This window comes from Anaeroplasma bactoclasticum, from assembly GCF_003550015.1.
Classification (GTDB): Bacteria; Bacillota_I; Bacilli_A; order Acholeplasmatales; family Anaeroplasmataceae; genus Anaeroplasma; species Anaeroplasma bactoclasticum.
Genome location: NZ_QXEV01000012.1, coordinates 39,891 through 51,571, shown reverse-complemented (window position 1 = coordinate 51,571; position 11,681 = coordinate 39,891). Strand labels below are relative to the sequence as shown.

General features: G+C 34.7%; 8 protein-coding genes and 1 pseudogene. All 9 read right to left on the bottom strand.

All coding sequences use genetic code 11. The features are described from left to right. Nucleotides 1-356: 356 nt before the first annotated feature. Nucleotides 357-1,481, bottom strand: coding sequence for a molecular chaperone DnaJ (gene dnaJ / locus EI71_RS06055; RefSeq protein ID WP_119016360.1), 1,125 nt, complete (start codon nt 1,479-1,481; stop codon nt 357-359). 76 nt (nt 1,482-1,557) lie between these two features. Further along, on the bottom strand, nt 1,558-3,381 hold the full coding sequence (dnaK, locus tag EI71_RS06050) for a molecular chaperone DnaK (protein WP_119016359.1): 1,824 nt from the start codon (nt 3,379-3,381) through the stop codon (nt 1,558-1,560). Nucleotides 3,382-3,401: 20 nt separating this feature from the next. Beyond that, nucleotides 3,402-4,043 carry a nucleotide exchange factor GrpE gene (locus EI71_RS06045; RefSeq protein ID WP_119016358.1) on the bottom strand — a complete coding sequence of 214 codons (642 nt, stop codon included), beginning with the start codon at nt 4,041-4,043 and terminating at the stop codon, nt 3,402-3,404. A gap of 2 nt (nt 4,044-4,045) precedes the next feature. Beyond that, complete coding sequence (gene hrcA / locus EI71_RS06040; protein WP_162849819.1) at nt 4,046-5,065, bottom strand: heat-inducible transcriptional repressor HrcA; 1,020 nt, start codon at nt 5,063-5,065, stop codon at nt 4,046-4,048. 186 nt (nt 5,066-5,251) lie between these two features. Next, nucleotides 5,252-5,353: pseudogene (locus tag EI71_RS10545) on the bottom strand (pyridoxamine 5'-phosphate oxidase family protein); the annotation flags it as partial. Nucleotides 5,354-5,446: 93 nt separating this feature from the next. Further along, nucleotides 5,447-5,785 carry a hypothetical protein gene (locus tag EI71_RS06030; protein WP_119016356.1) on the bottom strand — a complete coding sequence of 113 codons (339 nt, stop codon included), beginning with the start codon at nt 5,783-5,785 and terminating at the stop codon, nt 5,447-5,449. Next, nucleotides 5,786-7,471, bottom strand: a complete 1,686-nt coding sequence (locus tag EI71_RS06025; RefSeq protein WP_119016355.1) for a two-component system response regulator — start codon at nt 7,469-7,471, stop codon at nt 5,786-5,788. 182 nt (nt 7,472-7,653) lie between these two features. After that, nucleotides 7,654-8,958 (bottom strand): ABC transporter substrate-binding protein, encoded by a 1,305-nt coding sequence (locus EI71_RS06020; protein WP_119016354.1) that lies wholly within the window; start codon nt 8,956-8,958, stop codon nt 7,654-7,656. After that, the gene (locus tag EI71_RS06015; protein ID WP_162849818.1) at nt 8,955-11,489 is read right to left on the bottom strand and encodes a response regulator; all 2,535 of its coding nucleotides are present in this window, start codon (nt 11,487-11,489) and stop codon (nt 8,955-8,957) included. Before EI71_RS06015 ends, EI71_RS06020 begins: the two co-directional genes overlap by 4 nt. Between the last annotated feature and the right edge of the window lie 192 nt (nt 11,490-11,681).

Below are 11,681 nucleotides of genomic sequence, written 5' to 3'. Positions count from 1 at the left end.
CAGCTGACTCCCTAACTATTCGCTTTTTATCGCACGTATATAATACGCGTTAGGGCCTCCCGGGGTAATTCACTAATCTTTCATCCCACAACCTCTTGATTTACTGTTTTGGTTTTACGTTTACCATTAGGACTTCAGTTTGATTTGCAACCTTATCCACTTACCATTTAGCCTCATCAAGTTTCTGTTCGTAGGCTCAAGGATTTTGCTACACCTCTTCCTTCACCCATAGGATTACTCCTAACGGCTTGAGGTTCGCTACACTTGGCGGTAAATACCCGTGACTGGACTTTCACCAGTAAGATTAGTGCCATGCCCGGCACACAAATAAAAAGGCCTTTGAAAAGGCCATTTTACTACTTAAATAAGCTCTTAAATTTTTCCCAAGGAGATTTCTTTTCCTTTTTCTCACATTGAGCAAGCTGACTAATTAAATCAGATTCTTCTTTAGAAAGATTTGTAGGAATTACTACATTACAAATAATATATTGGTCACCACGTGAAGATCCACCCTTTGGATTTTTAGTACCTCTACCTCTTAGACGAAGCTTTGTACCAGGCTGAGTACCTGCAGGAATTTTAACAGATACATTACCATCAATAGTTGGAACTTCAATATTATCACCTAAAGCGGCTTGACTGAAGGATAGTGGGATTTCAAGATAAATATCTTGTCCATCACGCTTAAACTGTGGATGGTCTGCAGCAAAAATCTTAAGGTATAAATCACCATTAGGTCCTCCGTTAAAGCCAGCCTCTCCAGCACCTGGTACACGAATAGACATACCAGATAGGATACCTGCTGGAATATTAACATCAACCTCTTTATTGATTCTTACACGGCCCTTACCATTACATTCAGGACACTTCTTACCAATAATTTTACCCTTACCACCACAATCAGGGCAGGCTGCCTCAACATTTGTATATCCGAATATTGTCTGTTGACGCATAATAACTCTACCACGTCCATTACACTTTGGACATGTTTTAATATCGCTTTTTGATGCAGCACCAGTACCACCACACTGGATACAATCATCCTCTACAGATACACGAATTCTCTTTGTGCAGCCAAATACTGCCTCCTCAAAGGTAATATTCATTTGTTTTTCTACATCTGCACCCTGGTGAGGAGCATTAGAAGATCTTCTTCCTCCACCACCAAAGAAGGAATTGATAATATCCTCAAATCCTCCGAATCCGCCTCCACCGAAGCCACCAAAGCCTCCTGCTTGAGCGCCACCAAATCCAGCGGTTGGATCATCAAAGCCATATTGGTCATATCTTGAACGCTTCTGAGGATCAGATAAGGTCTCATATGCCTCATTAATTTCCTTGAATTTTTCTTCGGCACCTGGTTCCTTATTTAAATCCGGATGGTATTTTTTTGCTAAAGAACGATATGCTTTTTTTATTTCATCATCTGAGGCTCCCTTTTGTAATCCTAAGACCTCATAGTAGTCACGCTTATTTGCCATAACTACACCTCCTCATATAATAACGATAATTGAAGGGCACAGTGGCCCTTCAACAATCTAAACTCTTTAAATTATATTACTGAACATCAGAGAAATCAGCATCTACTGTGCCATCATTTCCTGCTGCTCCACCCTGGTTTCCACCATTTGTTGGATTACCCTGGTTCTGCTGATATGCCTTAACTGCGATATCCTGTGCAACCTTTTCAAGTTCTTCCTTCTTAGTACGAACTAAGTTAAGATCATGGCTATCGATTGCCTTCTGTAATTCTTCACATAGGCTTTCAGCATTAGCCTTTTCAGTAGGATCTACATTCTGTAAATCATTTAATGCCTTCTTAGTCTGGAAGATTAACTGGTTAGCTTCATTTAATAAATCAGCCTCTTCCTTACGTCTCTTATCAGATTCAGCATTCTCTTCTGCTTCCTTAACCATACGCTCAATTTCAGCATCAGATAAGCCAGAACCAGACTGAATTGTAATCTTCTGTTCCTTACCAGTACCTAAGTTCTTTGCAGAAACATTAACGATACCATTTGCATCGATATCGAACTTAACCTCAATCTGTGGAACTCCACGAGGTGCAGCTGGAATATCAGCTAACTGGAATCTACCTAATGTCTTGTTATCTGCAGCCATTGGACGTTCACCCTGTAAAACATGGATATCTACAGCTGGCTGATTATCAGCAGCAGTGGAGAATACCTGGCTCTTAGAGCATGGAATAGTTGTATTTCTTGGAATCATTACTGTAGAAACACCACCTAATGTTTCAATACCTAAAGAAAGTGGAGTAACATCTAGTAATAATACGTCCTTAACATCACCTGTTAATACACCACCCTGAATTGCAGCACCCATTGCTACAACCTCATCTGGGTTAACGCTCTTATTAGGCTCCTTGCCTAATTCTTTCTTTACTAATTCCTGAACAGCTGGCATACGAGTTGAACCACCAACTAATAATACTTCGTCTAGATCCTTTGGAGTAAGCTTAGCATCCTTTAATGCTCTTCTTACTGGTCCTAAACAACGCTCAGTAAGTGGACGAGTTAAATCCTCAAACTTAGCTCTAGATAATGTTCTATTTAAATGTAATGGACCTGCTGTAGGTGACATAGAAATGAATGGCAATGAAATTTCAACAGAAGATACACCAGATAAGTCCTTCTTAGCCTTTTCTGCTGCGTCCTTTAATCTCTGAAGAGCCATCTTATCATTAGATAAATCTACACCAGACTCCTTCTTGAATTCAGCAACTAACCAATCCATAACTGCCTTATCGTAGTCATCACCACCAAGTACATTATCACCAGCAGTAGCTAATACTTCGAATGTACCATCAGCTAAAGATAGAATGGAAACATCGAATGTACCTCCACCTAAGTCGAATACTAATACAGTCTTTTCCTTATCCTGCTTATCAATACCATAAGCAAGTGCAGCTGCAGTTGGCTCGTTGATGATACGAAGTACATCTAAGCCTGCGATCTTACCTGCATCCTTAGTTGCCTGACGCTGTGCGTCATTGAAATATGCAGGAACTGTAATAACTGCCTTGTCAACAGTCTCACCTAAATATGCTTCTGCAGTCTTCTTTAAATTCTGAAGAATCATTGCAGAAATTTCCTGTGGAGTATATTTCTTACCTTCAATATCTACACGGTAAGCATTATCTCCCATATGTCTTTTAATTGAAGATACAGTGTTAGGATTTGTGATTGCCTGTCTCTTTGCAACATCACCAACCTGAATCTCACCATTCTTGAATGCTACAACAGATGGAGTAGTACGTGCTCCTTCTGGATTTGTAATAACCTTTGCGTCCTGTCCTTCCATAACAGATACACATGAATTTGTTGTACCTAAGTCGATACCAATAACCTTATTTGATGCCATAATTAATCCCTCTTTCTTTTTTAACTAACTATATTTTCTTCGGATTCAGCTTTTGCCTCTTCCTTCTTTTCTTCAATTTTTTTATTTACTAAAACCATAACTGGTCTTAATACTCTATCCTTATACATATAACCTGCTTGTTTAATTGCAAGTATTGTATTTTCCTTTTTATCCTCTTCGTATGCTGTATCAACTACCTGCATAACTCTAGGATCAAATTCATCTCCAACATTGGCTACAATTGGAGCTAATCCCTCAGCCTTTAAAATATCTACAAGCTGATTTGTAATCATCTGAAATCCAATTACATAATTTTGAACCTCAGGTGATGGAGCCGGCATATTAACAATCATTTGTAGCATATCTACTGGGTTGATCAATTCACCAACAACCTTTTGAGATGCATATTTACGATCCTTAATAGCTTCTTCCTTTAATCTCTTTTTTGTATTTTCAAGCTCAGCATAAGCCTTTAAATACTCATTCTTAAGATTCTTATAATCTTCTTCTAACTTTTTCTTTTCTTCTTCAAGCTTTGTAATGGTTTCCTTATATTTATCCTTTTTTTCTTTTTTGGATTCCTTCTTTTCTTCCTTTACTTCAGCTTGAGAATCCTCATCCTTTAAAGGAGTTTCCTTAATCTCTTCCTCTGTCAACTTCATCACTACCTTTTATCTAATTTTTTCATGCTGTTAGCTACATATTCAAGTAGTGGAATAGTAGCACGATAATTCATTCTTGTAGGACCTACAAATAATATAGTTCCCATCTCATTTTCATTAATTGCATATGGAATAGTTATGATAGAACATTCCTCAAGACCATTACACAAATTCTCAGATCCAATATGAATCTTAATTCCTTGGATTTCCTGAGTAGTAAAGCTTTTCATTACTTCACTATTAATTGCTGCAATAACCTTTTGGATTACTTCTCTATCTTGGAATTCTGGTTGACTAAATAATTTAGACAAGCCAGCATCATAGGTTTCACCCTTTAAGAAATTTTCAAAGCTCTTAATCATGAAGTTTAAGATATCATCTTGGAAATCTACCATTTGTCTTATTCTTGGCTTTGCAGCCTCTTTCGATAAGACATCTCTTATTTCATAAATGCTTCTTCCATACATTGCTGTATCAAACATAGAGATGATTCTCATTAAATCATCCATCTTATATCCTTGTGGAATATAAATCTTGTGGCTTTCAACATCACCTGTTGAAGTAACAATCAACAATACTGCCTCGCTTGTAGATTCAAGTGGAACAATTTCCATCTTTAAAACCTTCGCAAGCTCAGAAGATGTACCAATAATTGCTGTATAATATCCTGTTAAATCACTTAAGAAATTTGTAAGCTTCTTGATAGCCTCTTCCTTAGTAATTAATTTATTATCTAAGATATCATCTACATATTGGAAATATTCTGATACAACCTCATCTCTAATAACTAAATGATCTACATAATATCTATAGCCCATCTCCGATGGAACTCTACCTGAGGAGGTATGAGTTTTCTTTAGGTATCCTGTTTCCTCTAAATGCTGCATCTCATAGCGGATGGTTGCACTGGAATATGTTAAATAAGGCTTCTCTGTAAGACTCTTTGAACCTACAGGCTCATTTGTTGTTACGTATTCTTCAATAATTGCTTTTAAAATAAGCTTTTGTCTATCCGTTAGCACAAGCAACACTCCTTTTTAGCATTTGCACTCTCAATCTCTAAGTGCAACTATATTATAAAACTAATCTTTGGCACTGTCAATCAAAAAGTGCCAAACTTTATAATTAATTTTTAAAGTAAAAAAAGGTATATTTTAAAAATATACCTAATAAAAAATAGAATGTCAAAAGATTAGAAATCTTTCCGTCTTTTTACCAGTTTGAATATATAGCTTTCCGTCATAACAAAGAATAGTACCAAATATTCTAACTCTTGGTTGATCCCCTTCTACTGTTGCTAAAGAATAGGATTATACTTCATTTAAAAAAATTATAAACTCTTTCTATATTTGTCATTATTATTTTCCTTTCTGTTTTTAGATTAAATCCCTATTCAAAAAGCACTATAATAATGCTTCTAATTCTTTTCTTTTTTCTTCAATTAAAGAAACATATTTTGTATAATCTATATCCTCTTTATTCCTTAAATGCTCTGTTATATCTACAATAGGCTTTAATAATGGATCTAAAGATAAATTCGCTAAAATCCCCTTTAAGCCATGAGAAGCACTAAAGGCATTCTCATAATCCTTAAGCTTGATTGCTTCATATAATTTATTGAATCCAGGGTTGTTTGGTATCATGCCAACAAGCCTTATATACAAGGCTTCATTCTTAGCACATCTTAAAACACCCTCTTCTACATTCGCTCCATAATTCTTTAATTTTTCTTTAGTTAGCATTTATTTAAATTCCTTTCCAAAGAATTTTTCAAATTCAGTACTTGAAACAGGCTTTGAAAAATAATATCCCTGAATGATATCATATTTCAATTCCTTCAATTTTTCTAATTGATTCTTCTCTTCAACACCCTCAGCAATTAATTTTACATTCAAATATTTTGCAATATCGGATACAATTCCAACCATCTTTAATGTCTTATCATTTTTAAACATATCCTTAACGAATTTCATATCTAGTTTTAAAACATCAAAGGATAGGGTAGCTAAAGTATTTAAGGAGGAATAGCCACTACCAAAATCATCAATTTCAATCTTAAAGCCTTTACTTCTTAATTCATCAATAATTCCAATGATTTGACTGGTTTCATTATTATAGCCAGATTCTGTAATCTCTAAATATAAATCCTTTGGATCAATTTCATTTTCCTTTGCAATAGAGGTTATGATATCTACAATCTTTGGGTCAAACATATCAATTCTAGATACATTTATTGAAACCGGAAGCATGATATTATATTTCAAATACCATTCTCTCATCTTTCTTGCAGTTTCCCTCCATACATATTGATCTAATATTTTTATATTACCATTCTCCTCAAATAAAGGAATGAACATACCTGGAGAAATAAAGCCTAGCTCTGGGTGAATCCAGCGGACTAAGGCCTCTGCAGAGGACAATTTATAGTTATCTCCTTGAATGCTAATCTTAGGCTGGAAATATACACAGAATTCATGATTTTCAATTGCCTTTAGGAAATCGTAATTTAATCTTTCCTTAAATAATTGGTTTTTCTGATAATCCTCGCTATAAATATTATAAAATTTTGTGTTTGCACTTCTGATTTCATCACAAACCATCTTCGCTCTATCGATAATTGCATCAACAGATTCTTCCTTTTTATTTGAAGAATAAATACCTAAACGAACAGAAATGTTTGATGCATTATATTTTTCCTTTAGTTCCTTATGAATAAAAACAATAACCTTATCATAATCCTCTAAATGATTGACATATAATGCAAAATAATCTGCTTGTATTCTAGATACAATACCATCATTTTGTAATGCGATAGCCTTTAGGATATTGGAAATATATACTAAAGCCTTATCGCCCTCTTCTTTACCATAAAGCTCATTATATAAATGGAAATGAGAGATATTTAAAACAACCATATCCTTTGCCTCACCATTTCCGTATTTATCAATTCTTTCCACATATTCCATAAATACAGGCTTGTTGTAGCAATCTGTTAATTCATCCTTTTCTGCAGTACTTACGATAATTCTTTTTTCAGATAATTCGATAGAACGATTGACTCTAGCCATAATAATTTCATTTAAATCAAATGGCTTAGTAATAAAATCTACTGCACCTAGGGTTAGTGCCTCAAGCTCACTATCCTTATCCCCTGTAATTACAATAATAGGGATATCCTTATATACATCGCTTTCCTTTATTTTTCGGATTACCGTAAATCCATCCATAAATGGCATATTTAAATCCAGTAAAATAAGTGAAATTGGCTTTGGGCTTTCCTCTAGGGTACGCATTACCTCTAAACCATTATTTGCAATTAATACCTCGTATTCACTAGATAAAATTTCCTTTAATATTTCTTGATTGATATATTCATCATCTGCAATTAAAACATATCTTTTTAGCTTATTAATAATATTATTATTCATAAAATGAACCTCTATTTCCTTAAGTTTCCTGAAAGATAAATTCTAATATTTATATTATTATATAATATTTTACCCATTTAGAGCTATAAATTCTTCAATTTATAGTTATTTTTTTTACAAAATATGCAAAAATGTTACAAAAATAAAAACCATTCCTCAAAAGAAGAATGGTCTTATCTTTCTTAATCCTTGAAGCTACCGTAATTGCTTATAGCCTCATCAATCGTCATTTCTCCTCTTCCTACCTTGTAAGATGCAATTCTAAGCTGAACGGTTAGAGGATCCTTTATACCGATAACCTCCGGGAAAATAATTCTTGCCTTGGGAATGCTACCAAATGGCTCATATACAGAATCTAGTGGCATATCCTTTGTTGGAGTTACAAGCCTCTTAATCGATGCCATAGCGTTTAACTCCTTGCTTGAAATTAAGAATTTCATGAATTCATTGGTCATATCTAAATTCTTGCAATCCTTATTTACAGAAAATTCAACAGATGGACTGTCTATGAAATAGCCACCATCCTTTGTTAAAGGAATTGGATAGAAGGAATAATTAAATGGAGAAGCCTTAAATGCTTCAGATTCTGCTTCTCTTTTCTTAGTGCCAGATACTGTATCTGCCGTACATACCATCATTGGTACATCGCCCTCAAAGAAGCGTAATAATACCTTTTTATAATTTTCCTCAATCTTATCGCATTCCTCTAAATTAATACAGCCCTTATCTACTAAATCTGTAACAGCCTTTAAAGAATCTCTCATATATTCTCCTGCAGATGGATTTAAATCATTCGCAAGTGCTAAAGCACTAGGATTCTTTTCTAGTGCTGCAACAAATAGTGGATAGGCAATCGTATTCATAAAACAGCTTGAAGGCGTTAGGCTATAGCCCATAATTGGGCTTACATATCCTTTATCCTTGAAGGATAAGGATGTAGAAACTAAGGTATCCCATGTCGATGGTATTGTAATACCTTCCTTTTTAAATAAATCATTATTGACAAGCATGCCATAGGTTCTAGAGAAAACAGGTACCATATATACATTACCAGAAGAATCCTGATTAATAAGTCCCTTACGAATACAATCTAAATTGAATTTAAGATTTTTATTCGAAAGTTCCTCCATATGAGAAACTACAGAGCTATATTTATCATTTCCCATCATCCATGTGTAGGAAAAGAAAATATTAGGCTTATCGGAAGAATCTAATACCGTAGCTAAGGTATTATTATAATCATCTAGCTTTCTATAGCTTAGGCGAACATTAGGATAATAATCATTAAATTTATCAAATTCTGCCTCTAATGCTTCAAAATTATCATAGCTTCCTACAATATCGATATCACATTCCTTATTCCTATCTAAGGATGGAACAAATTCCTCACTTTGCTCGCCTTCAGTTGGGGAAGAATTACCCTGTCCGCAGGATAAAAGTGATACACCCATTAAAGCACCCAAAAACAAACCCATTACCTTTTTCATTTCTTTGCTTCCTCCTTTATTCTTCTTATTTCTTTAATTACAAGCTTTATGTCTACAGGCTTTGCGATATGTCCATTCATACCAGCATTTAAGCATTCTGTAACATTTTCAGAGAAGGCATCTGCCGTCATAGCGATGATTGGGATAGAGGATTGGTATTTGTCCTCAAGCTTTCTTATCTCTCTTGTTGCATCAAGTCCATTCATCTCTGGCATTTGAATATCCATGAAGATTAATGTATATTCATTAGGCTTTGCCGCCTTCATCTTTTCTAAGCAAACCTTACCATTTTCCGCTCTTTCTGCAGTAATTCCATACATAGAAAGTAAGGCAGAAATAATTTCCCAGTTGATATCATAATCCTCTGCAATTAAGACATTTACACCCTCTAAATCGGAATAATCACCATCAGGCTCAACTGCCTTTGCCTCAGTACCTAAAATCTCATTAATTTTATCGTATAAGGTGGATTTAAATAATGGCTTACTTAAGAAGCCGTTTACTCCAGCCTCCTTAGCCTCTCTTTCTACATCCTGCCATTCATATGCAGAAATAAGTAAAATTGGTGTATCGGAATCGATTTCCGCTCTTATTCTTCTTATAGTTTCTATACCATCAATATCAGGCATTTTTAAATCGATGATGACAATATTATAGCCCTTTGCAAGCTCATGCCTATGCTTAATCATTCCGATTGCCTCAAGACCACTTCTTGCCTCCTCCACGTTTAAGCCTAAGGAGGATAGGGTATCCTTAGCTGTCTCTAATAAAACCTCATCATCATCCGCAATTAAGACATCTAATGCCTCAAGCTTCATTTCTCCTCTTTGATAATCGGATAAAGGAATATCTAATACAACAGTGAATGTTGTACCCTTACCCTCTTCACTTTCACATTCAATTGTGCCCTCCATAAGGTCTACCATTTGTTTTGTGATGGCAAGACCTAAACCTGTACCCTGAATGCTGTTGATTCTACTATCGGTTTGACGGGAGAATGGCTGATACATGGTCTCCATGAAGCTTTTGCTCATACCTATACCTGTATCAGAAACCCTATAGGTAAGCTTAATACAGCCCTCCTTATTTGACTCCTCCTCCTTTAAATCTACACTAACCTTTCCATAAGGCTCTGTATATTTAATGGCATTCGATAGGATATTAATATAAATTTGATTTAATCTTAGCTGATCTGCATATAAATATTCCTTTTCTATACGGCTGATATGGAAGCTAAAATCGATATTCTTTGCTTTAATTAAAGGCTGAGATAAATTCATTAAATTTTCAGCAGTTAAAACGATAGAGAAGGTTTGTGGGGATAAATTCAATTTTCCACTTTCCACCTTAGAAATATCTAATATATCATTAATTAATGTCAACAAATGATTACTTGCAAGAGTAATCTTATGCAAGGCATCACTAACTGATTTTTTATCATCAATATTCTTTTGTGCGATGGTTGTAAGACCAATAATCGCATTCATTGGAGTTCTAATATCATGCGACATCGTCGATAGGAAATCTGTTTTAGCCTTACTTGCGGTTCTTGCCTCTCTTGCAGTAATTTGAAGCTTTTTATTAAAATACAGCATAACTACTAAATCGAAGACAAATAATATGATAAGGCCTATAGAAACAAATCCTATTAAAAGCCAGTTTTCTGTATTTACATTTAAATCCTTTAGTGGCATAAAGCTAAGTAAGGTCCATCCACCAGTTTGGGCAAATGGGGTATAGGAAAGGATACATTCCTCACCACGAGAATTAAGCATAATAAATGAGCCTGTCTTCGATGTTATTCCCTTAAAGAAGCTATCGGATTCCTGTGGGTCTATAGAATTATAGGATCTATAGAATTCAAAGAAGCTAGAATTCTTGAAGGAATGTCCTTTAATAATATAATCTCCATCACCATCAATAATGGATAGCTCCGCATTTACAAATTCCTCCTGAGGGAAGCTCCATTTTTCTTTTAATTCAGAAATCGGTAATACTCTAAGTAGGATCGCTCTTTTCATATCTAGGCCATCCTTAAGATTAATAAAATTACAGAACGCAATCGATTGCTCACCATTTACTGGATTCGTATACGCTCTAGATATATTAATGGATTCTCCCATTCCATAAATCCAGCTATCATCATTTAACAAGCCTAATCTTTCATAGGAAACAGAATAATCCGTTGGACTTGATGCTCTACCTCTTGTAGATAAGCCCACTAAGGAATCCTCAAATACGATATGTGCGGATGCATTCGCTAAAACATGGGAAACTCGAATAAAGGATATGGCATCCTCCATAGTCATTTCTTGGCTATTGATGTATCTTGCCCAAACATCACATATACGCTGCTCTCCTTCAAGATAATTCTCTGTAACAAGCTCCATAGAAATGGTTGTATTTTCAAAATGCTCTATTTGTCTTTTCGTATTTTCTTTTGTTTCAGCATTTGAAAATATAATGACAAAAAGCATCATCATAAGCATAATAAAGACGTTAACAATTATAATCCAAATTCTTTTCATCATAATGTCATTCGCCTCCTTATAAAATATATCTATACTTTTTTAAGCCAGTTTATACAAAAATATACTTTTATTTATTATACTACAGATTTGATACTTTTTAAATTCCTTTCATATGTTTCATTATATTTTCACCTCAAGTGTTAATAGACATCTAGAAGCAAAAACGGGGGAATTTTTCAAAAAAGATGAAAA